Raw genomic sequence first — 20,466 nt, forward strand, 5'->3', positions numbered from 1 at the left:
CACCTGGTCGGCGTCCTGTGGCCTTGAGCACATCGATCAAGTGTCCGGGATATGTCCGGGAGCTGTCAGCCCGGTTCGCTTGACTGGCGCTCACTTCCCCTGACCCGGCCCTCCCGCGGCCGGCCCCACGACCAGGAGAGCACCCCATGCCCGAGCCCCGGCACCTGGAGTTCGACCTCGAAGCCCTGCGCGCCAAGTACCGCGCCGAACGCGAGCGGCGTGTCCGGCCCGACGGCTCCGCGCAGTACCAGCAGCCCGTCGGTGAGTTCGGGGCGTTCGACCAGGACCCCCACGCCGACCCGGAGTTCACCCGCGAACCCCTGCGGGACCGGGTCGAGGCCGTGGTCGTCGGCGGCGGGTTCGGCGGGCTGCTCGCGGGCGCGCGGCTGCGGCAGGCCGGCGTCCAGGAGATCCGGGTCGTCGAGAAGGGCGCGGACTTCGGTGGCACCTGGTACTGGAACCGCTACCCCGGCATCCACTGCGACATCGAGTCGTACATCTATCTCCCGCTGCTCGAAGAGCTCGGCTACGTCCCGAAGTGGAAGTACTCGCCGGGCGAGGAGATCCGCCAACACGCGCGGGCCATCGCCCACCACTTCGGCCTCTACGACCACGCCTGCTTCCAGACCCAGGTCACCGAACTGCGGTGGGAGGAAGAGGACTCGGAGTGGATCGTGCGCACCGATCGCGGTGACGAGGTGCGGGCGCGCTACGTCGTCGTCTCCAGCGGCACCCTCAGCCAGCCCAAACTCCCCGGCATCCCCGGCATCGAGACCTTCCGCGGGCACACCTTCCACACCAGCCGCTGGGACTACGACTACACCGGTGGCGACGCGAGCGGCGGTCTGACCGGGCTCGCCGACAAGCGCGTCGCCGTCATCGGCACCGGCGCCACCGCCATCCAGGTCGTACCGCACCTCGGGGCCGACGCGGCGCGGGTGTACGTCTTCCAGCGGACCCCGTCCTCCGTGGACGTACGCGGCAACCGGCCCACCGATCCGGAGTGGGCGAAATCGCTCAAGCCCGGGTGGCAGCGGCGCCGCATGGAGAACTTCCTCAAGGTCGTCACCGGCGTCCGCCAGGACGAGGACCTGGTGAACGACGCCTGGACGTCCAGCGCGCGGCTCCAGGAGAAGCTCATCCCGACCAACGCCTACGCGGACGTCCCGGCCGAGGAGCGTGAACTCGCCTACGAGATCGCCGACTTCCAGAAGATGAACGAACTGCGCGCCAGGGTGGAGGACATCGTCGAGGACCCGGCGACGGCCGAAGCCCTCAAGCCCTGGTACCGCTACATGTGCAAGCGGCCCACCTTCAGCGACCACTACCTCCAGACCTTCAACCGGCCGGGCGTCACCCTCGTCGACACGGCCGACACCCACGGCGTCGAGCGGATCACCGAGAACGCCGTCGTGGTGGGCGGCCAGGAGTACGAGGTCGACTGCATCGTCTTCGCCACCGGGTTCGACGTCGGCCGGTCGGGCGTGCTCTCCGGCAGGCTCCCGGTGTACGGGCGCGGCGGCGCCGGGCTGCTGGAGACCTGGATGAGCGAGGGGCTGAAGACGCTGCACGGGTTCACCACCCGCGGCTTCCCCAACCTCTTCCTGCTCGGCTCGACGCAGAACGCCGCCTCCGTCAATTTCGTCCACATCCTCGACGAACAGGCCACCCATGTCGCCGAGGTCGTCGCGGAGGCACGCGAACGGCAGGCCCGGTACGTCGAGCCGACCGGTGCGGCGCAGGACGCCTGGGTGGCGACGATCCGGGAGAAGGCCGCCGACCTGTACAGGTTCCAGGCCGAGTGCACGCCCGGGTACTACAACAACGAGGGGCGGCCACGAGAGCGCAGCGAGTCGTACGGCGACGGGCCCGTCGCCTTCCACGAACTGCTGCGGCGCTGGCGGTCGGAGGGCGGCATGCGCGAGGTGCTGGTGGAGGGGGAGGCATGAGCGGCGTCCGCGAGTCGAGCAGGGGGCCGAGCGGTCAGCCGAGCAGGTACGGCGCGACGGGCGGGCGCGGCGGTGCCGCCAGTGCCCGGTGGGCGGTCGAGCGGCTCAACCCGCCCAACCGGCTGTGGGGTTCCAACGGCGTCGCCTTCGGCCCCGACGGGCGGCTGTACGTCGCCCAGTTCCTCGCCGGGCAGATCAGCGCCGTCGACCCGGCCACGGGGGACGTCGAGGTGGTCGTACCGATGGACAGCCCCGTCCAGTCGCCGGACGACCTCGCCTTCGGCGCGGACGGCTCGATGTACATCGCCGACCTGGTGCCGGGGCGGGTGTGGCGGCGCCGCCCGCAGGGGGAGTACACGCTCGTCTCCGAGGACGTGGCCAACCCCAACGGCATCACCTGCCTCGGCGACCGGCTCTTCGTGAACGAGATGAGGCCGGACGGACGGCTGCTGGAGCTCTTCCCCGACGGCGACCGCGAACCGGTCGTCCTCACCGGCGGGCTCGCCCTCGGCAACGCCATGCAGGTCGGCCCGGACGGGCACCTCTACTACCCGCACATGATGAGCGGGCCGAATCCTCTGCTCACCGGTCAGGTCTGGCGGATCCCGCCGGACGGGGGCGCGCCCGAGGTCGTCGCGGACGACGTGCACCAGCCGGTCGCCGTCCGGTTCGACCAGGGCGGGGTGCTGCATGTGCTGTCCCGTGGCCCCGAGGGCATCGTCACCCGGGTCGACCTGCACGGCGGCGGCTCGCGGACCCTGGTCACCAGCGGCGTCGTCGGGCTGGACAACGCGGCCTTCGACGCCGAGAACCGCATGTTCGTCTCCAGCTACGCCAGCGGCGGCGTCACCGAGATGCACCCCGACGGGCGCACCCGCGAGATCGTGCCGCGCGGACTCGACGGGCCGTACGGCGTGACGATCGACCTCGGCGGCACGGTGTACGCCGCCGACCACTACCGGGTGGCCGGGCCGTCGCCGACCGGCGTCACCACCCACTCCCTGCTGCACTTCGCGCACGGCATCGTCGCCGACGGCGAACTCCTGCACCTCACCTCGCAGTTCGGGCAGGTCCAGACGTACGACCCCGGGAGCGGGGCCGTACGGGAGCGGGCGGGCGGGCTGCGGCGGCCGCTCGGCATCACGGTCGCCCCGGACGGCTCGCTCGTGGTCGCCGAGTCGGGCGCGGGGCGAATCGTGGCCGTCGACGAGCAGGACGCCCTCACCGTCCTCGCCGACGGGTTGGAGCAGCCCGTGGACGTGGCGTTCGACGCCGAGGGACGGTGCTACGTCAGCGATGAGCGGCTCGGTGCGGTGCTGCGGGTCGAGGCGGAGGGGGCGCCGGTGGTCGTCGTGGACGGGCTCGACGCGCCGCAGGGCCTCGCGGTCCTGGGCGACGAGGTGTTCACGGTGGAGACCGGTCGGCGCCGGCTGCGGGCCGTGGCGCTGACGACGGGGGAGAGCCGTGTCGACGCGGAGGACCTGCCGGTCGGGGTGCCGCCGGGGGTGGTCCCGCGAGCGGAACCTGCTCTCTTTGCCCACGGGATGCCGGGCATGGCCCGCCGGTTCGCCGGGTTGGCGGCAGGGCCGGATGGGGTTCTCTTGCTGTCGGGGAATGGAGAGGGGACGGTGTTGCGGTTGATGCCGAACGCCCGATGACAGCGCTGCGACAGGTCGTAGGGCGACTGCGGTGCGTCGTGGCTGGTCGCGCAGTTCCCCGCGCCCCTCAGGGCGCTGCCGAACCGTCGTTCGGCCGGCCGGGCCCCTACTCCCCGAACAACGACTCCTGTCCCTCGAACCCGGCCGCCCCCTCCTCCTTCTCCGGCTTGTCCAGCCTCCTGTTCCGCGCCCCCACCACCAGCGCCGTCACCGCCGCCGTCGCTCCGAGGGCCGTCGGTACCATCCAGCCCCGGTCGAAGATGTGGCCGAGGGCGTGGTCGAGGGAGAGGCGGCCGGGGCCCGCGATGGCGAGGCCGGTCGCGGCGAGGGCGAGGGTGGCGGCGTACTCGTAGCCGCCCTCCTGGTTGAAGAAGCCGTTCGGGGCGTGCACGGTGGCCGCGCCCGCCATGCCGCCGGCGGCCGCCGCACCCGCCGCCGGGGTCGCCAGGCCCAGCGCCAGCAGGGTGCCGCCGCCGGCCTCCGCGAGGCCCGCCGCCGTCGCGCTCGCCTTGCCCGGCTTGTAGCCGACCGACTCCATGAACTGGCCGGTCCCCTCGATGCCGTGCCCGCCGAACCAGCCGAACAACTTCTGCGTGCCGTGCGCGGCCAGCACCCCGCCGGCCCCCAGCCGGAGCAGCAGCAGGCCCAGATCACGTCGGTCGTAAGCACTCACGGTGACTCCTGGAACAGACAGCGCGGGCGGATGACACGGGCAGGACGACCTCCCGTGTATCCACCGTCGCACCGCCCACACCCACCCGGCCCGCGCTCGCCGCCGTTCGGGTGGCGGGCCTGCGGAGGCGATGTGACGCTGACCGGTATGACGATTCAGACGTCCAAACTCAGCGACCCCGCCGTCCGCGCCTTCGTCACCGCCGTCAACGCCCATGACCGCGAGGGCTTCCTGAGCATCCTCGCGCCCGGCGCGACCATGGCGGACGACGGCACCGACCGCGACCTCGCCGACTGGATCGAGCGGGAGATCTTCGCCTCCAACGGCCACATGGAAGTCGACAACGAGTCGAACCGCGGCCGGGACCTCCTCACCCACTACCGCAACGACACCTGGGGCGAGATGCGCACCCGCTGGCACTTCGAGGTCGAGGACGACGGCAGGATCTCCCGCTTCGAGACCGGCCAGGCCTGACCGACCGCCCGGAAAAGCCCTCACAAGCGCTTGCCCTCGTGTGCACTCCAACTCCTAACGTCCTCTCTCATGGAGACCATGGAGACCAAGAGGACTTTGGGCCGGACGGGCATCGAAGTCAGCGCCCTCGGCTTCGGATGCTGGGCCATCGGCGGTGAGTGGCAGTCGGCCGACGGGCAGCCGCTCGGCTGGGGCAAAGTCGACGACGAGGAGTCCGTACGGGCTGTCCGGCGCGCCCTCGATCTGGGCGTCACCTTCTTCGACACCGCCGACACCTACGGCGCCGGCCACAGCGAACGCGTCCTCGGCCGCGCCCTCGGCAAGCGCCGCGCCGACGTCGTCGTCGCCACTAAGTGGGGCAACGTCTTCGACGAGGAGACCCGCACCCTCACCGGAGCCGACGACAGCGTGGCGTACGCCCGCCGGGCGCTGACCGCCTCGCTGAAGCGCCTGGACACCGACTACGTCGACCTCTACCAGCTGCACCTCTCCGACGCCGACCCGGAGCGCGCCGCCGAGCTGCGTGACGCCTGCGAGGAGTTCGTGCGGGAGGGGTTGATCCGCGCCTACGCGTGGAGCACCGACGACCCGGCCCGTGCCGCCGTGTTCGCGCGTGGGGAACACTGCGCGGCCGTACAGCACATGGCGAACGTGCTCCAGGACGCGCCGGAGATGTTCGCGCTGTGCGAGGAGCTGGAGCTGGCCAGCATCAACCGCAGCCCGCTGGCGATGGGTCTGCTGACCGGCAAGCGCAGGACCGGGCAGGCGTTGGAGGCCGGGGACATCCGCAGCCGGCCGCCTCAGTGGCTGAAGGGTTTCGAGGACGGTTCCGGCGCCGACCCGGACTGGCTGGCCCGCGTCGACGCGCTGAAGGACGTCCTCACCAGCGGCGGTCGTACGCTCGGCCAGGGCGCCCTGGCCTGGCTGTGGGCCCGCAGCCTGCGCACGGTGCCGATCCCGGGGTTCCGTTCCGTCGAGCAGGCCGAGCAGAACGCCGGCGCGCTGGCGAAGGGGCCGCTGACGGCCGAGCAGGTGGCGGAGGTCGACAGGATCCTCGGGCGCTGAGTGCCGCCGGAGGAGGTAGGCATACGGCAGCCGTTCCACGTACCGGTGCGTACCTCGCGGTCCCACGCGAGGTCCACCCCCACCCGGTCCATGGAACGGCTGCCGTTCCCCCCTCGGTTCGGCCTATCGAAGCCCCTACTCCAAATGTGAAGCTCTGGTGTAGGTGAAGTTGAGCATAAGTCGTCTACCGGCCCCGACGCAGCGGAATTTCTGACTCCGCTTGTGCAAGTTGTGAAAGCCGCGACGGTTCAGCCGCGTCCCACGTACGGCATCGCCGTCGCCAGCACCGTCGCGAACTGCACGTTCGCCTCCAGCGGCAGCTCCGCCATGTGCCGCACGGTCCGTGCCACGTCGGCCACGTCCATCACCGGCTCGGGCACCACCGAACCGTCGGCCTGAAGAGCGCCCGTCTGCATCCGCGCGGTCATGTCGGTCGCCGCGTTGCCGATGTCGATCTGGCCGACGGCGATGTTGTGGCGGCGGCCGTCCAGGGACAGGGACTTGGTCAGGCCCGTCAGGGCGTGCTTGGTCGCCGTGTAGGCGACGGAGTGCGGGCGGGGCGTGTGCGCGGAGATCGAGCCGTTGTTGATGATCCGGCCGCCCTGCGGGTCCTGCTCCTTCATCTGCCGGTACGCCGCCTGTGCGCACAGGAACGCCCCGTTGAGGTTGGTGTCCACCACGTGCCGCCAGGCGTCGTACGCCAGCTCCTCGACCGGCACCCCGCCCGGCCCGAACGTCCCCGCGTTGTTGAACAGCAGGTCGACCCGCCCGAACCGCTCCACGGTGGCGGCGAACAGCGCGGCCACGTCCTCCTGCCGTGAGACGTCCGTCCGTACGGCGAGCGCAACCCCGTCCGGCACCAGCGCCGCCGTCTCCTCCAGCGTCCCGACGCGCCGCCCGGCCAGCGCCACCGACCAGCCCGCGCGCAGCAGCTCCGCCGCGACCGCGCGGCCGATGCCGGAGCCCGCTCCGGTCACCACGGCGATCCCCGCGTCCGTCCCCGTCCCCGTCTCCGTCTGCCTGGCCATCATGTGGATCCGCCTCGCGATGTTCGCGCCGGTCACGCCGACCGACCTGCTCTTCTGCTGGAGGTCCGGGGGCCGCGCGGCGGTAGCCGCAGCACATCCGGCACAGCCCCCGGGTCATGCAGCTTGGGGCCGCAGGCTACGCGAGGGTCCGCCATTCGGAACTCATCCATCCGCCATCCGGGTGTTGTGTACGCGCCAAGCGAGTGTCGTTCCCGGCCACTCCAATACCTCGTGCATCCATCAGTCAGGGGAGGACCGGATGACACTCGCAGCACACCCCCAGCCCCAGCACGCCCCCGAACTGCGTGCGGCCGCCCGCCACATCGGCCGCCGCCGCTTCCTGACCGTCACCGGCGCGGCCGCCGCGCTCGCCTTCGCCGTGAACCTGCCGGCGGCCGGCGCGGCCAGTGCCGCCGAGCTCGACGCCCGCAGGATCGACACCGACCCCTTCACCCTCGGCGTCGCCTCCGGCGACCCGCTGCCCGACTCGGTCCTGCTGTGGACCCGGCTCGCGCCCGCCCCCTACCAGCCCGACGGCGGCCTGCCCGACCGGCGCGTCACCGTGCACTGGGAGTTGGCGCACGACGAGAAGTTCACCCAGATCGCCAGACGTGGCGCCGCCATCGCCTACCCGGAGTTCCACCACACGGTCCACGTCGAGGTCGGCGCGCTCGATCCGGACCGCGTCTACCACTACCGCTTCCGCGCGGGCACCTGGATCAGCGAGACGGGCCGCACCCGCACCGCGCCCGCGCCGACCGGCGCGGCGAGCTCACTGACGCTCGCGGCCGTCTCCTGCCAGGCGTACACCGACGGCTACTACACCGCGTACCGCCATCTCGCGCAGGACGACGTGGACGTCGTCCTCCACCTCGGCGACTACCTGTACGAGTACGCCGTCAACTCCGTCGGCGGCTACCGCAACTACACCGACCGCACCCTGCCCGCCCTCTACAACCGTGAGACGGTGACCCTGGAGGACTACCGGCTGCGCTACGCCCTCTTCAAGTCCGACCCCGACCTGAGGGCCGCGCACGCCGCACACCCCTTCGTCGTCACCTGGGACGACCACGAGACCGAGAACAACTACGCCGACGACACCCCGGAGAACAGCGTCCCGCCGGAGGAGTTCCTGCTGCGCCGGGCCTCCGCCTACCGGGCCTACTGGGAGAACCAGCCGCTGCGCCGCCCGCAGCGGCCCGCCGGCCCGGACATGCAGCTCTACCGCCGTCTGACGTGGGGCCGGCTCGCCCAGTTCGACGTGCTGGACACCCGGCAGTACCGCACCAACCAGGCCTACGGCGACGGCTCCCAGATCCCAGGACCGGACGTCGACGACCCGGCCCGCACGATGACCGGCGCGACCCAGGAGCGGTGGCTGCTCGACGGCTGGCGCGACTCGGCGGCGCTGTGGAACGTCGTCCCGCAGCAGGTCACCTTCTCCCAGCGGAAGTTCGACCTGGCCACGCCCTCCCGGCTGTCCATGGACGCCTGGGACGGCTACCGCGCCTCCCGGCGCCGCGTGCTGGACGGCGCCCGGAACGCCGGGATCGAGAACCTGATGGTCCTCACCGGCGACGTCCACGTCGGCTACGGCTTCGACATCAAGGACGACTTCGACGACCCCGACTCCGCCACGCTCGGCACCGAGATCGTGGCCACGTCGATCGCCAGCGGCCGCGACGGCACCGACAAACCCGCCAACTGGGACACGTACATGCGGGCCAACCCGCACATGCGGTTCTACAACGGGCGGCGCGGCTATGTGACCGTCGCGCTCGGGCAGCAGTCGGCGCGGACCGACTTCAAGACGGTGCCGTACGTGACCGCGCCCGGAGCACCGGTCACGACGGCCGCGTCCTTCGTCACGGAGGTGGGGGAGCCGGGGCTCACGCCGGCGTGAGCACGGGCGCGAGGTCCTCGCCGGAACCCTCCTCGGGGGCCTCGCCCGGGTAGCGGACGCCGACCCGGTCCCGGATCGCGTCGAGCGTCCGCATCACGGCGAGCGTGCCCTCCAGCGGGACCAGCGGCGACTCCGTCTCACCGGCCCGCAGCGCCCGCATCACCTCGGCGGCCTCGTGCCGCAGGCTGTTGCGGGGCCCGTCCGCCGGGTCGGCCGTGAACTCCTCGGGTTCACGGCCGTCGCGGTGCAGCACGAAACGGTCCGGGAAGAAGAAGCCGTTCGGCACGTCGATACGGCCGCCCGAGCCGGTCACCGAGGCGGAGGTCGCCGTACCGCCCACGACGGAGCAGTGCAGCGAGGCCAGCGCCCCGCCGTCCCAGGAGAGCAGGGCGCCCGTCTGCAGGTCGACGCCCTCGGGCGACAGCATCGCGCGCGCCGTCACGTCCGACGGCTCGCCGAGCAGCAACTGGGCGAAGGAGACCGGGTACACGCCGAGGTCCAGCAGTGCGCCGCCGCCCTGCGCCGGATCGCGCAGCCGGTGCGAGGGCGGGAAGGGACCGGCCAGCCCGAAGTCGGCCTGGACGTGCCGCACCTCGCCGACCGCTCCGTCGTCCACCAGCGCCTTGAGCCGCCGGACCAGGGGATTGCAGTACATCCACATGGCTTCCATCAGGAAGCTGCCGCGCGCCCGCGCCAGGGCGACCAGTTCCCCGGCCTCCCGCGCGTTCAGCGTGAACGCCTTCTCGCACAGCACGTTCCGTCCGGCCTCCAGGCACATCCCGGCGGCGGCGCGGTGTGCCGCGTGCGGGGTGGCGACGTACACGACATCGATGTCGCCGTCCTCGGCCAGCGACCGCCAGTCCCCGTACGCCCGGGAAATCCCGAACCGCTCGGCGAAGGCGTCGGCCGACGCCTGGGACCGCGAGGCCACCGCCACCACCTCGGCGTCCGGCAGATCGACAAGATCAGCGGTGAACGCGGCCGCGATCCCTCCGGTCGCCAGAACTCCCCACCGCACGCTTCGCTCCGCCACTGCGGCCCCGCCCCTCGCTCATGTGACCCTCGGCACTCTGTACGAGCTGAGAGCATAGAGGGCGGATCAGTCGAAGTGGGAGGGGCGCATGGGCGAGCGTGGGGGGCCGATACAGGACGTGCCGCAGACGGCGGCACCGACGGCCGAACGACCATCCACCCGTTCCCTGCGCCGCACCGGCCTCCTCGTCACCCTCATCCTCGGCGGGCTGACCGCCACGCCCCCGCTGGCGATGGACATGTACCTCCCCGCCCTCCCGGAGGTCACCCGCTCCCTGCACGCGCCCGCCGCGACCGTCCAGCTCACCCTCACCGCCTGCCTGGCCGGCATGGCGCTCGGGCAGCTGGTGGTCGGCCCGATGAGCGACCGCTGGGGCCGCCGCCGCCCGCTGCTGGCAGGGCTCGCCGTCTACGTCGTCGCCACCGCGCTCTGCGCCCTCGCGCCCACCGTCGAGTTCCTGGTCGCCTTCCGGCTGGCGCAGGGCCTCGCGGGCGCGGCGGCCATCGTCATCGCGCGGGCGGTCGTACGCGACCTCTACGACGGCGTCGCCATGGCCCGCTTCTTCTCCACCCTCATGCTGATCTCCGGGGTCGCCCCGATCGTGGCGCCGCTCATCGGCGGGCAGGTGCTGCGGCTGACGGACTGGCGGGGCGTGTTCGTCGTCCTCACGGTGGTGGGAACGCTCCTCGCCGCCCTCGTCTGGCGGAAGCTCCCCGAGACCCTCGCGCCCGAGGACCGGCACGGCGGCGGCGTCGGCGAGGCGCTGCGCGCCATGCGCGGACTGCTCGCCGACCGCGCCTTCACCGGCTACACCCTGGCGGGCGGGTTCGCCTTCGCCGCCCTCTTCGCGTACATAGCGGCGTCCCCGTTCGTGATCCAGGAGATCTACGGCGCCTCGCCGCAGACCTTCAGCCTGCTGTTCGGGCTCAACTCGGTCGGCCTCGTGGTCGTCGGCCAGATCAACGGCAAGGTGCTGGTGGGGCGGGTCAGCCTGGACCGGGTGCTGGGCACGGGCCTGGCGGTCGTCATCCTCGCCGCGACCGCGCTGCTGCTGATGTCCCTGGACGTGTTCGGCGAGGCCGGGCTGGTCCCGGTGGCCGCCGCCCTCTTCGTCCTGATGTCGGCGATGGGCGTCACCCTCCCCAACACCCAGGCCCTCGCCCTGCTGCGCACCAAGCACGCCGCCGGGTCCGCCTCCGCGCTCCTCGGCACGTCCTCCTTCCTCATCGGCGCCGTCGCCTCGCCCCTCGTGGGCATCGCCGGCGAGGACACCGCCGTCCCGATGGCCGTCGTCCAACTGGCCGCAGCACTGGTGGCGCTGGCCTGCTTCATGGGAATGTGCCGTCCCTGGAACAGACGTACGGATGCCGAGGGAGCAGAGAGCTGAGCGCGCCGAGACTGCGCGGGGACACTCCGGAAAGGGCCGGACTCGACCCCGAGGAGATCCGTCACCTCGTCCAGGAGGTCCACGACCTCACCACCGGCCCACGCCCCTGGGCGGCCGGGACCGTGCTGGTCGTCGGGCGGGGGCCGTACGTCGCCGTCGAGGAGGCGGCGGGCTGGGCGGTGCGGTACGCCGCCTACGACGAGGCGCAGGACACCGGAGTCGAACTGCCGTCCCGGGCACGCGTCCCGATGACCACGGACACCCCCTTCGACCTGGCCTCCCTCACTAAGCTCTTCACCTCGGTCGCCGCCGTGCAGCAGATCGAACGCGGCACCCTGGGCATCGACGCACGGGTCGGCGCCTACCTGCCGGACTTCCACGCCGCCGCCCGGCACGACGTCACGGTGCGCCAACTCCTCACCCACACCTCCGGACTGCGCCCCGAACTCCCCCTGTACGACTGCGCCGACGACGCCGAGCGCCTGGAGACGCTGCGGGCCGAGCCACCCGTCGGCGTACCCGGCACCTACTGCTACTCCGACCTGAACCTCCTGCTGCTCCAGCACGTCCTGGAACGCCTCACGAGCCGCACCCTCGACGTCCTCGTCCACGACGGCATCACCCGCCCCCTCGGCATGACCGCGACCCGCTTCGGCCCCTGCCCCGAGGCCGCGGCGACCGAGGACCAGCGACGGCCCTGGGCCAAGGCCGACCGGGGCATGCTGCGGGGCGTCGTCCACGACGAGAACGCCTGGGCGCTCGGCGGGGTCGCCGGGCACGCGGGTCTCTTCTCCACCGGCCGCGACCTCGCCGTCTTCTGCCGGGCACTCCTCTCCGGCGGCTCCTACGGCCCCGCCCGCATCCTGGGCCCCGACTTCGTGGAACTGCTCCTGACCCCACCCGGACTGGGCTTCGGCGTCGACCAGCCGTGGTTCATGGGGGAACTTGCGGGGCGGGGCGCCGCGGGCCACACGGGATTCACGGGGACCTCCCTGGTCCTGGACCCGGTGACCGACACGTTCCTGGTCCTGCTGGCCAACACCGTGCACCCGCGCCGCAGGACACCGCCGGACAGCCGGCCGCGGGCGGCGGCCGGGACGCGGGTGGCGCGGGCGGTCCGGGGAGCGTGAGCGGTCCGGTGGCCGACGGGGTCCGGAGGCGTCCGGCGCCCATGGTCCCGTGCCGCGCTCCCGGATGTTCCGGCGCGAGCGGCACGGCCTGTCCTAAAGTTCACTTCAGCGGCTCTGCCCGGCGTATCGGGTTGCGGGGCACGGTAGTTGGGGGTGGGGCATGGCTCGGGTGGTGGTCGTCCACGGGGTCGGACAGGAGTTCCTCGGTCCGGAACTGATGGCACAACAGGTCGGTCCGGCGCTGCGCGACGGCGTACGGCTCGCGTCCGGACCACGACTCGACCCCTCGGACGTCGCCTGCGCCTTCTACGGCGACATCTACTTCGAACCCGGCATGCGCGGCACCGACCTGCCGCCCTGGGACGAGCACGACGTCGAGGAAGGGCTGGAGGCCGAACTGCTGGCCGCCTGGTGGGAGGCCGCGGCCCGCACCGACCCGGCGGTCCCGCCCCCGGACGACAGCGACACCCGCGGCCTGATCGGGTTCGCGGGGTCCCGGGCCCTGCTCTCCGACCGGGTACGGGAGGCGCTCGTCGCGCTGGCCGCTTCGCGGTTCTTCGCCAAGGTCTCCGACCGGCTGCTGATCTTCGCGTTGAAGCAGGTCCGGCGCTATCTGAGCGAGCCGGACATCAGACGGTCGGCGCAGCAGCGCATCGCCGCCGAGATCACCGACGACACCCGCGTCCTGGTGGCGCACTCCCTCGGTTCGGTCATCGCCTACGAGGCCCTGTGCGCACACCCGGACTGGCCGGTCACCGACCTCGTCACCGTCGGTTCCCCGCTCGGCCTGCCGATCGTTTTCGACCGCCTGCACCCCGCCCCCGCCGACGGGACCGGCGCCTGGCCGGGCACGGTGGACCGATGGACGAACATCGCCGACCCCGGCGACATCGTCGCCCTGGTCCACACCCTGGCCCCCCGCTTCGGCGACCGGGTGACCGACCGTCGGATCCACAACGGAACGGCCATGCACGACCTCCTGCGCTATCTCACCGCCAGGACCACCGGCGCCGCCGTCGCCGCCGGGCTCGACGGCCCCGCCGCCACGGACTCCGGGAGCGGAGAGCGGGCTTCGTGAGCGGCCGGCACGACGACGGAACGACCACGGCCCCCGGACGGCGCTTCCTCATCGCCGTGGGCGTCTCCACGTACCGCGACCCGGGCATCGGCGACCTGCCCGGCGTACCGCACGACGTGGAGCGGATCTGCGCGCTGCTGGAGCCGATGGGCTACACCCGGATCCTGCCCGAGCTGTCCGTGGACCCGGGCGGCGCCGAACTGGCCCAGGGCATCGAACGCTGGGCGGCCGGCGCCGACCTGGGCGCGCGGGACGTCGTGGTGGTGTACTTCGCCGGCCACGGCGAACGCCCGGACGACCGCCACTACCTGCTGTGCTCCACCACCGAGAAGGGCCTGTGGAGCACCGCGCTGCCCAGCGAGGACCTCGCCCGCTCCCTGGTCCGCAGCCCGGTCGGCCACCTCCTCGTCATCCTCGACACCTGCTACGCCGCCGCCGGCACCGGTGACATCGCCGTCCTCGCCAACGAACTCGCCCTCACCCAGCGCGGCGGTGCCGGGCGCTGGCTCCTCGCGGCGGCCCGCGGCAAGGAGAAGGCCAAGGAGAACGCGTTCGTGGACGCCCTCGCCGACGTGCTCGGCCAGCCACGGGCCGGCGCCTACCAGGAGTTCCTGGGGGTGCGCGAGGTCACCGAGCGGGTCAACGCCCACTTCCGCGGCCACCACCCCCACCAGCACGCCCGCCACTCCACGGTCGACAGCGACGGACAGGACCCGTTCTTCCGCAACCCCGCCCACGTCCCCGACCTCCCCGCCGACGACCTCGACGTCGCGACCCTGACCCGGCTGCGCAGACAGCACGCCGGCCACTTCGACCCGCGCGGCCGCGGCGTCGAGCACGCGGGCGAGAAGGGCGACTACTTCACCGGCCGCACCGCCGCCTTCACCGAACTGTCCGGCTGGCTGCGCGCCGACCGCCACGACCGCAAGGCCCGTGTCGTCACCGGCGACCCCGGCTCCGGAAAGTCCGCCCTGCTCGGCCGCTTCCTCGCCCTGACCGACCCCGACCACCCCTCCCGCGGCCCCGCCGCCGGAACCGCCGCCGACGCGCTGCCACCGGCAGGGCTGACGGTCGTGCCGCTGCACGCCCGCCGGGCCAGCGCCGAGGAACTCGCCGCCGACCTCGCCGAGGCCCTGCACCTGCCGGGCGCCGACCGCGACGAGCTCCTCCAGGCGCTCGGGCAGCGCACCGAACCCGTCACCGTCCTGGTCGACGCCCTCGACGAGGCCGGCACCGTCGGCGACGCCACCGAGGGATTCCGGATCGCACGCGAACTGCTGCAACCGCTCACCGCCCTGCCCGCCGTACGCCTGATCGTCGGCACCCGCCGTCCCCTGATCACCGCGCTCGGCCGGGCCGTCGAGGTCATCGACCTCGACCAGCCCCGCTACATCCGCCCCGGCGACGTCGCGGACTACGCGCGCGACCTCCTGCTCGACGCGCACGACCCCGACAGCCTGTCCCCGTACCGGGACAAGCGGGCGCTGGCGGAGGTCGTCGCCACGGGGATAGCCGGCCGGGCGGGAACCTCGTTCCTCGTTGCGCGCATGACGGCTCGCGCGCTGGTCCACGGACAGGTCACCATCGACCCCGACCGCCCCGGCTGGCAGCAGACCCTGCCCAGTGACGCCGGGCAGGCCTTCGCCGCCTACCTCGCCCGCTTCGGCGCCCACCGCCCCAAGGTCGAACGCCTCATGCGCCCCCTGGCCTACGCCCAGGGCGCCGGCCTGCCCTGGTCCACGCTCTGGGCGCCGCTCGTCGAGGCCCTGTCCGGTGTGCCGTGCTCCCAGGACGACCTGCAGTGGCTCCACGAACACGCCGGCGCCTACATCGTCGAGGCCGCCACTCCCGCCGGCTCCGCCTACCGGCTCTTCCACGAGACCATGGCCGAGCACCTGCGCACCCCCGGCCACGACGTCGACCGGCACCGGGCCGTGACGGACGCCCTGCTCGCGCTGGTGCCCCGCGACCCGAGCACCAGCAGCCGGGACTGGCCGGCCGCCCACCCGTACATCCGCGACCACCTCGCCACGCACGCGGCCGCGGCGCTCGCCCTCGACGCCCTCCTGCAGGACACCGACTACCTCGTCCACGCGACGCCCCTGCCGCTGTCCCGGGCCATGCGCTCCGCCCGGAGTCCCGAAGCCCGGACGGTGTGCGCGATCTACCGCACCTCGGCGGACACCCACGCCTTGGCCCCACCCTCCGCGAGACGCGACATCCTCGCCATCGACGCCGCCCGCTACAACCAGCCCCACCTCGTCGCCGAGCTCACGCGCCTACGGTCCTGGCAGCCGCGCTGGGCGACCGGGGCGCTGGTGCATCCCTCGCTGCGCAACACCTTGACCGGGCACAGCAGCGGTGTGCGGGCGGTGGCCGTCGCGACCGTCGAGAGTCGTCCGCATGCCGTGACCGGCGGTCAGGACGGGACCGTGCGGGTGTGGGACCTGGTCGACGGCACGACGCTCGCCGCGCTGGACGATCCCACCGACGAGGTGGAAGCCGTCGCCGTGGCGATGGTCGACGGCCGTCCGCATGCGGTGACCGGTGGGGACGACGGTGTCGTGCGGGTACGGGACCTGACCGACGGGGGTCACCGCGCCACCCTGGAAGGGCACACGGACGTCGTACGGGCCGTGGCCGTGGCGATGGTCGACGGTCGTCCGCATGCGGTGACCGGTGGTGACGACGGCACGGTGCGGGTGTGGGACCTGCTCGACGGTTCCGAGCGTGCCATTCTCGAAGGTCACAACGGCAGCGTCAGGGCGGTCGCGGTGGCCGACCTCGACGGCCGCCCCCACGCCGTGGCCGCCGGTCAGGGCGGTTCCGTACAGGTGTGGGATCTGCTCGACGGTTCCGAGCGCGCCACCCTGGAAGGCCATGGCAGCGGAGTGTCCGCCGTGGCCCTGGCCGTGATCGAGGGCCGTCCGCATGCCGTGACCGGTGGTGACGACGGCACGGTGCGGGTGTGGGACCTGCTCGACGCTTCCGAGCGCGCCACTCTGGACGGGCACTCCGACGGGGTGAACACCGTGGCCGTGGCGACGATCGACGGTCGTCCCCACGCCGTCACCGGCGGCGACGACACCACCGTGCGGGTGTGGGACCTGACCGCCGGTACACCCAGCGCCACCCTCAGGGGCCACACCCTCACGGTGAACGTGGTGACCGTGGCGATGATCGACGACCGACCGCACGCCGTGACCGGCAGCCAGGACCAGACCGTCCGGGTGTGGGACCTGACCGAGGGCGCTCACCGCGCCACCCTGGACGGTCACGCGGACTGGGTGCGTGCGGTGGCCGTGACGACGGTCGACGGCCGTCCCCGAGTCGTCACCGGCAGCGACGACCAGACGGTGCGGATGTGGGATCTTGCCGACGGCACCCTTCACTCCACCTTGGGCGACCACAGATTCTGGGTGCGTGCGGTGGCCGTGGCCACCCTGGACGGCCGCCCCTGCGCCGTCACCGGCAGCTACGTGACCGGGCGTCCGACGGTGTGGGACCTGGCCGACGGCACTCTCCGCGCCACCTTGACGTCGGGCCCTTATACCGACGGGATCCGCGCGATGACCGTGGCCACCGTCGATGACCGTCCGCACGCGGTCATCTCCTGCTACACGCCCGAAGTACCGCAGGTGTGGGATCTGACGGACGGCACGTTCCGCGCCGGACTGGTGGGCCACGACGGCGGGGTGCGTGCGGTGACCGCGGTGACGGTCGACGGCACACCCTGCGCCGTCACGGGCGGCGTCGACCACACGGTGCGCGTGTGGGACCTGACCGACCACACCCTCAGAAGCACACTCGAGGGCCACGAGACCCCGGTGGGCGCCGTGGCGACGGTGACCATCGACGGCCGCCCCCACGCGGTGACCGGCGGCGACGACCACACCGTCCGGGTCTGGGACCTGACCGACGACACCCACCGGGCCACGCTGACGGGTCACACCGACGCCGTGAACGTCGTCGCCCCCATGACCATCGACGGCCGGCCCCACGCCGTGACCGGCAGCGACGACAAGACCGTACGGATCTGGGATCTGGCCGTGAACAGGCTCGTCGAGACGATCGCGATGCCGCTCGTGGTGGACGGTCTGGCCACCTTCGGCTCCGACGTGGTGCTCGGCCTCAGGCACGAGGTCCTCGTCCTCACTCTGACCGGCTCGGCGGGCTCGCCCCGGACTCGTAGAATCGCCGGGTGAACGCCCCCGCACTCCCGGCCGCCGAAACCCTGCGCAGCGCCCTCGCCACCCTCCTGGACGGTCTCCCGCCCCGGCAGGCCGCGCAGGCCGTCGACCGGCTGATCGCCAGCTACCGCGGGGCGACCCCCACCGACGCCCCGATCCTGCGCGACCGGGCCGACGTGGCCGCGTACGCCGCGTACCGCATGCCCGCCACGTTCGAGGCGGTGCACGCGGCGCTGGAGGCGTTCGCCGAGGCCGTGCCGGACTGGGTGCCCGGCAGTCATGCCGACGTCGGCGGCGGGACCGGCGCCGCGACCTGGGCAGTCAGCGCGACCTGGCCGGGCGAGCGCGGCGTCACCGTGCTGGACTGGGCGGAGCCCGCCCTCGCGGCCGGCAGGGAGATCGCCGCCGCCAACCCGGCGCTGCGGGAGGTCCGCTGGCAGCGGGCCCGTATCGGCCCGTCCCTCGCCCTGGACCCCACCGACCTCGTCACGGTCTCCTACGTCCTCAACGAGCTCACCGCGGCCGACCGCACCGCCCTCCTCGACACGGTCGCCTCCGCCGCCCAGGCCGTCGTCATCGTCGAGCCCGGCACCCCCGACGGCTACGCCCGCGTCATCGAGGCCCGCGACCGCCTCGTCGCCGCCGGCTTCCACATCGCCGCCCCCTGCCCGCACAGCGCCGCCTGCCCCATCGTCCCCGGCACGGACTGGTGCCACTTCGCGGCCCGGGTCAGCCGTTCCTCGCTCCACCGTCAGATCAAGGGCGGCTCCCTGCCTTACGAGGACGAGAAGTTCAGCTACGTCGCCGCCACCCGCCTTCCGGTCGCCCCGGCCCCCGCCCGCGTCGTCCGCAAACCCCAGATCCGCAAGGGCCAGGTCCTCCTCGACCTGTGCGAGACCGAACCCGCCCTACGCCGCACGACGGTCACCAAACGGCACGGCGCCCTCTACCGGGCGGCCCGCGACACGGACTGGGGAGCCGCCTGGCCCCCGGCCGACGACCGGGAGCCAGAGGTACCGGAGGTATAGGGGCCCGGGCGTCGGCCCACCTGGCGGCGGACCGGTCACGCGGACTCTTCCGCCGTGCCGTCGCCTCCCTGTCGTTTCTCCTGCAGCTTGCGCAGCAGTTCCTTCTTCTGGGCCTGGGGGTCGGCCCCGCCGCCGATCCGGCCGTTGCGGCCGCCGCCGCGCAGGGCCTTGCGGCCGAGGTTCCGGCGGGTGCCGCCGACTCCGAGCATGTTTCCGCCGCTTCGGGCCACGGTGGGCTCCTCTCGCTATTCCGCATTGACGAGACGTATCGTCTCGATACGTCGACCTCCCCAGGGTCCGGCGAGACGCTCCGTCTTGTCAACCTGATAAATTCGAGCCATGGCAGCTCAAAAGTCCGCCCAGCAGCCCGCACCCAACTCCACCCGCCGGAGCGAGAGGTCCCGCCGGGCCATCTACGACGCCGCCCTCGCCCTCGTCGGGGAGGTCGGCTACCCCAGGACCACGATCGAGGGCATCGCCGCCCGGGCCGGCGTCGGCAAGCAGACGATCTACCGCTGGTGGTCGTCGAAGGCGGACGTCCTGCTCGAGGCCTTCCTCGACCTCAGTGAGCAGGCGTCCAGGGAAGCCGGGCCGGAGTACGAGTTCGCCATCCCGGACACCGGTGACCTCGCCGCCGACCTCAAGGCCGTGCTGCGCCTCACCGTCGACCAGCTCAAGGACCCCCGCTTCGAGGTCCCGGCCCGCGCCCTGGCCGCCGAGGGCGTGGTCAACGAGGAACTCGGCCGGGTCTGCATGACCAAGCTGCTCGAACCCTCGCTCCTGCTGTACGTCGACCGGGTGCGTGCCGCCCAGGAGGCCGGCCAGGTCCGCCAGGAGGTCGACCCGCGCATCGCCCTCGAACTCTGGGTCTCGCCCCTCGCCCAGCGCTGGCTGCAGTACACCGGCCCTATCTCGTACGAGTACACCGACACCCTCGTCGACTACGCCCTGCACGGCATCGCCCCGCACGCGCGGTAACGGAGTAAATCCCGCCAAAGGATCCCATTACCGCCGATCCAGGTGCTGTGTACACCTCGCCCCACCTGGCCCGGTTGTCCGCTAAGGCCCCCCGAAGCGCACGATGGTGGGACCATAGGGCATGCTGTTCCGCACGACAGCGAGGCGAGGGGATAGATGAGCGCGGAGTTGGGCGGCCGGACCGGCCTGCAGGGCAAGCTCTCCCAGTGGCTGCGCGGACGCCGCCCCAAGGACGCCACCGGCGACGGTGGCCGGGAGGACCTGCTGCTCGCCGCCGCGGCGGCGGGACTGCCCCTCGCGCCCGCCGCACACCCGGCCGGCTACCGGTGTTCCTGCGACCGCGTCGGCTGTCCCACCCCGGCCCGGCACCCGGTGTCCTTCGCCTGGCAGACGCAGTCCACCACCGACCGCGCCCAGATCGAGCGCTGGGCCCGCCATCAGCCGCAGGCCAACTTCATCACCGCCACCGGCATGGTGCACGACGTCCTGGACGTCCCGCTCGAGGCCGGGCTCGAGGCAATGGAGCGACTGCTCGGCGCGGGCATCGAGGTCGGCCCGGTCGCCGAGAGCGACGACGGCCGCCTGCTGTTCTTCACCCTCACCCGCGGCACCCCCGAGGAAGAGGACGAGTGGTGGCCCTGCGAGCTGGACTGCCACCCCGAGACCATGGACGAGCACCCGGGACTGCGCTGGCACTGCCGCGGGTCCTACGTCCTCGTACCGCCCGCGCAGCTGACCGGCGAGGGCCAGACCGTGCACTGGGTACGTGGCCTCGAACACCCGCTGCCCGACCCGCTCAGCCTCCTCGAGACCCTCACCGACGCCTGCGCCCGCCATGTCGGCGAGGAGCCCGACCACGTCTCCGCGGCCTGGCCCCTGCGCCGCCACTGAG

Annotated in this window: 16 protein-coding genes; 12 read left to right on the forward strand and 4 right to left on the reverse strand. The window is 72.7% G+C overall.

Going from position 1 to position 20,466, the window contains the following annotated elements; all coding sequences use genetic code 11:
- Positions 1–146 precede the first annotated feature (146 nt).
- Entirely contained in the window at positions 147–1,949 is a 1,803-nt protein-coding gene (locus ACFZBP_RS35145; protein ID WP_391419332.1) for an NAD(P)-binding domain-containing protein, read from the forward strand.
- The gene (locus ACFZBP_RS35150) at positions 1,946–3,607 is read left to right on the forward strand and encodes a hypothetical protein (protein WP_391419335.1); all 1,662 of its coding nucleotides are present in this window, start codon (positions 1,946–1,948) and stop codon (positions 3,605–3,607) included. The genes ACFZBP_RS35145 and ACFZBP_RS35150 overlap by 4 nt, the downstream gene beginning before the upstream one ends.
- 106 nt (positions 3,608–3,713) lie before the next feature.
- On the opposite strand, the gene ACFZBP_RS35155 is transcribed toward ACFZBP_RS35150, so the two are convergent.
- On the reverse strand, positions 3,714–4,280 hold the full coding sequence (locus tag ACFZBP_RS35155; RefSeq protein ID WP_391419337.1) for a DoxX family membrane protein: 567 nt from the start codon (positions 4,278–4,280) through the stop codon (positions 3,714–3,716).
- Between the two features lie 147 nt (positions 4,281–4,427).
- Here ACFZBP_RS35155 and ACFZBP_RS35160 point away from each other — a divergent pair, with 147 nt between their 5' ends.
- Both ACFZBP_RS35160 and ACFZBP_RS35165 read left to right on the forward strand, forming a co-directional pair.
- Positions 4,428–4,754, forward strand: coding sequence for a nuclear transport factor 2 family protein (locus ACFZBP_RS35160; RefSeq protein ID WP_217211641.1), 327 nt, complete (start codon positions 4,428–4,430; stop codon positions 4,752–4,754).
- Positions 4,755–4,832: 78 nt separating this feature from the next.
- Positions 4,833–5,819 carry an aldo/keto reductase gene (locus tag ACFZBP_RS35165; RefSeq protein WP_391419481.1) on the forward strand — a complete coding sequence of 329 codons (987 nt, stop codon included), beginning with the start codon at positions 4,833–4,835 and terminating at the stop codon, positions 5,817–5,819.
- 248 nt (positions 5,820–6,067) lie between these two features.
- Here ACFZBP_RS35165 and ACFZBP_RS35170 read toward each other — a convergent pair whose 3' ends face one another.
- Positions 6,068–6,850, reverse strand: a complete 783-nt coding sequence (locus tag ACFZBP_RS35170) for an SDR family NAD(P)-dependent oxidoreductase (RefSeq protein ID WP_391419484.1) — start codon at positions 6,848–6,850, stop codon at positions 6,068–6,070.
- 256 nt (positions 6,851–7,106) lie between these two features.
- Between ACFZBP_RS35170 and ACFZBP_RS35175 the strand changes: the two genes are divergently transcribed.
- A complete protein-coding gene (locus ACFZBP_RS35175) occupies positions 7,107–8,750 on the forward strand; it encodes an alkaline phosphatase D family protein (protein WP_391419340.1) in 1,644 nt (547 codons plus the stop codon).
- Here the strand turns inward: ACFZBP_RS35175 and ACFZBP_RS35180 are convergent.
- Positions 8,737–9,768, reverse strand: coding sequence for a Gfo/Idh/MocA family protein (locus ACFZBP_RS35180; protein ID WP_383450723.1), 1,032 nt, complete (start codon positions 9,766–9,768; stop codon positions 8,737–8,739). The genes ACFZBP_RS35175 and ACFZBP_RS35180 overlap by 14 nt on opposite strands.
- Positions 9,769–9,871: 103 nt before the next feature.
- Between ACFZBP_RS35180 and ACFZBP_RS35185 the strand changes: the two genes are divergently transcribed.
- The 5 genes from ACFZBP_RS35185 to ACFZBP_RS35205 all read left to right on the forward strand — a co-directional run bounded on the left by ACFZBP_RS35185 (position 9,872) and on the right by ACFZBP_RS35205 (position 18,596).
- Positions 9,872–11,170, forward strand: coding sequence for a Bcr/CflA family efflux MFS transporter (locus ACFZBP_RS35185; protein WP_391419343.1), 1,299 nt, complete (start codon positions 9,872–9,874; stop codon positions 11,168–11,170).
- On the forward strand, positions 11,122–12,300 hold the full coding sequence (locus ACFZBP_RS35190; protein ID WP_383450727.1) for a serine hydrolase domain-containing protein: 1,179 nt from the start codon (positions 11,122–11,124) through the stop codon (positions 12,298–12,300). Before ACFZBP_RS35185 ends, ACFZBP_RS35190 begins: the two co-directional genes overlap by 49 nt.
- 160 nt (positions 12,301–12,460) lie before the next feature.
- The gene (locus tag ACFZBP_RS35195; protein WP_383450730.1) at positions 12,461–13,378 is read left to right on the forward strand and encodes an antibiotic ABC transporter ATP-binding protein; all 918 of its coding nucleotides are present in this window, start codon (positions 12,461–12,463) and stop codon (positions 13,376–13,378) included.
- Entirely contained in the window at positions 13,375–17,583 is a 4,209-nt protein-coding gene (locus tag ACFZBP_RS35200; RefSeq protein ID WP_391419346.1) for a caspase family protein, read from the forward strand. The genes ACFZBP_RS35195 and ACFZBP_RS35200 overlap by 4 nt, the downstream gene beginning before the upstream one ends.
- Entirely contained in the window at positions 17,580–18,596 is a 1,017-nt protein-coding gene (locus tag ACFZBP_RS35205; RefSeq protein ID WP_391419349.1) for a small ribosomal subunit Rsm22 family protein, read from the forward strand. The genes ACFZBP_RS35200 and ACFZBP_RS35205 overlap by 4 nt, the downstream gene beginning before the upstream one ends.
- A 35-nt stretch (positions 18,597–18,631) precedes the next feature.
- Here ACFZBP_RS35205 and ACFZBP_RS35210 read toward each other — a convergent pair whose 3' ends face one another.
- Positions 18,632–18,826 carry a DUF6243 family protein gene (locus ACFZBP_RS35210; RefSeq protein WP_383450738.1) on the reverse strand — a complete coding sequence of 65 codons (195 nt, stop codon included), beginning with the start codon at positions 18,824–18,826 and terminating at the stop codon, positions 18,632–18,634.
- 109 nt (positions 18,827–18,935) lie between these two features.
- Here ACFZBP_RS35210 and ACFZBP_RS35215 point away from each other — a divergent pair, with 109 nt between their 5' ends.
- Both ACFZBP_RS35215 and ACFZBP_RS35220 read left to right on the forward strand, forming a co-directional pair.
- The gene (locus ACFZBP_RS35215; RefSeq protein ID WP_391419351.1) at positions 18,936–19,574 is read left to right on the forward strand and encodes a TetR/AcrR family transcriptional regulator C-terminal ligand-binding domain-containing protein; all 639 of its coding nucleotides are present in this window, start codon (positions 18,936–18,938) and stop codon (positions 19,572–19,574) included.
- Between the two features lie 156 nt (positions 19,575–19,730).
- Complete coding sequence (locus ACFZBP_RS35220) at positions 19,731–20,465, forward strand: bifunctional DNA primase/polymerase (protein WP_391419353.1); 735 nt, start codon at positions 19,731–19,733, stop codon at positions 20,463–20,465.
- Position 20,466 lies beyond the last annotated feature (1 nt).

It is taken from the genome of Streptomyces sp. NPDC008086 (assembly GCF_042957325.1).
Taxonomy (GTDB): domain Bacteria; phylum Actinomycetota; class Actinomycetes; order Streptomycetales; family Streptomycetaceae; genus Streptomyces.

Bases quoted from the DNA above. Each gene is read 5' to 3' on its own strand.
- ACFZBP_RS35215 (WP_391419351.1), top strand. From the start codon at position 18,936: ATGGCAGCTCAAAAGTCCGCCCAGCAGCCCGCACCCAACTCCACCCGC.
- ACFZBP_RS35150 (WP_391419335.1), top strand. From the start codon at position 1,946: ATGAGCGGCGTCCGCGAGTCGAGCAGGGGGCCGAGCGGTCAGCCGAGC.
- ACFZBP_RS35185 (WP_391419343.1), top strand. From the start codon at position 9,872: ATGGGCGAGCGTGGGGGGCCGATACAGGACGTGCCGCAGACGGCGGCA.
- ACFZBP_RS35175 (WP_391419340.1), top strand. From the start codon at position 7,107: ATGACACTCGCAGCACACCCCCAGCCCCAGCACGCCCCCGAACTGCGT.
- ACFZBP_RS35145 (WP_391419332.1), top strand. From the start codon at position 147: ATGCCCGAGCCCCGGCACCTGGAGTTCGACCTCGAAGCCCTGCGCGCC.
- ACFZBP_RS35195 (WP_383450730.1), top strand. From the start codon at position 12,461: ATGGCTCGGGTGGTGGTCGTCCACGGGGTCGGACAGGAGTTCCTCGGT.
- ACFZBP_RS35160 (WP_217211641.1), top strand. From the start codon at position 4,428: ATGACGATTCAGACGTCCAAACTCAGCGACCCCGCCGTCCGCGCCTTC.
- ACFZBP_RS35220 (WP_391419353.1), top strand. From the start codon at position 19,731: ATGAGCGCGGAGTTGGGCGGCCGGACCGGCCTGCAGGGCAAGCTCTCC.
- ACFZBP_RS35170 (WP_391419484.1), bottom strand. From the start codon at position 6,850: ATGATGGCCAGGCAGACGGAGACGGGGACGGGGACGGACGCGGGGATC.
- ACFZBP_RS35165 (WP_391419481.1), top strand. From the start codon at position 4,833: ATGGAGACCAAGAGGACTTTGGGCCGGACGGGCATCGAAGTCAGCGCC.